1 protein-coding gene is annotated in these 1,342 nt (G+C 51.8%); it reads left to right on the forward strand.

Features of this window, described 5'->3' with window-relative positions:
- On the forward strand, nt 1-1,259 hold a 1,259-nt coding region (locus AU381_RS00060), incomplete at its 5' end, for a carbamoyltransferase C-terminal domain-containing protein (protein ID WP_199275317.1).
- Nucleotides 1,260-1,342 lie beyond the last annotated feature (83 nt).

Here is a 1,342-nt window from a genome sequence, read left to right on the forward strand (position 1 = left end):
ATTGGCGACCCGCCATCGAAACCAGTGGCAGAAAGAAATCGCAAAAAGCCTCGGCTACTGCGGTCCTGACCGGATGGTTACAACTGAATATAACGAAGATAGCTGATGTGATGCCAGAGCCTGGCCATCGCTATGCCATGCTCTACGCGTTAGCGGATCCTACTTTCGACAAAAGCACAGGGGAGTTTTCTCGCTTATCCGACGCCGGAAAATTGATGGCGCTCGCTTCGCTCTCGAAAAGAAGCCAGCCTACGAGCGAGGAGAAGAAAATCACGTCCTTTCTGTTGCAGGATTGCAACCACCTTAAGCCCCGTGATTGTGAAGCATTAAAAGATTTGCCGCACTACAATGTGGGCGTGGAAGACCCTGAATTCCGAAACTTTGCAGGCATTTTCAGCGACCATCTGTTTGACCGCTTTCGTCTGTTCGCCGAGGCAAATCTCAAACGAGGAATGCCATTGTTGATAACTGGGGGGTGTGGGCTTAATCGCGATTGGAACACTAAGTGGAGAGATTCGGGGCTATTCAGCGATGTATTTGTCCCTCCCGTCCCTAATGATTCCGGTTCAGCGATTGGTACAGCCATCGACGCACAGTTCCAGTTCACTGGCGACCCAAAAATCTCGTGGGACGTATACTCTGGATTGCATTTCGTGTCCGACAGAGCTGTCGATAGCGCCCTGTTTGACGAATGGGAGCCGAGTACTTCGACCGTTGCCGAGATGTTGGCCAGCGATATGATCTTGGGATGGGCAAGCGGTCGGTATGAAATCGGACCACGCGCTCTCGGTAATCGCTCCATCTTGGCTGCGCCTTTTAAAACCAGCACCAGAGAGCGGCTGAACGTCATCAAACAGCGTGAGCAATTTCGTCCACTCGCTCCCGTCTGCTTGGAAGACGATGCTGACAAATGGTTCGCATGTAGTCACCCCAGCCCGTTCATGCTTTACACCTTTCGGGCCACCACAGATGGGCTTGAAGCGGTGACTCATGTGAACCGGACTGCGCGGATTCAAACGGTATCTGCGCTCACTAATCTTCCATTGTTCGAGTTGCTGTCTGCTTTTAAAGCCTTAACGGGCTACGGCGTGTTGTGCAATACTTCCCTGAATTTCAAGAACAAGGGCTTCACTAACACAATATCTGACCTTTCAGCTTACACCTTACAGCATCAGCTTGACGGGTTTGTCGTCGAGGGGCGGAGTTACATGCTGAAATCGTCGCTCAGGTATCAGAGCTACCAACGTTCTCGCTGTTGATCGAAGCTAGTGGTATCCGCCTAACATAAGAGTCCGTATGGGATTCCCTTTGGCGAGTGCGTATGCGAGTGTGGCGCATGCGC

Origin of the sequence: Sinorhizobium glycinis (assembly GCF_001651865.1) — a bacterium.
GTDB lineage: Bacteria > Pseudomonadota > Alphaproteobacteria > Rhizobiales > Rhizobiaceae > Sinorhizobium > Sinorhizobium glycinis.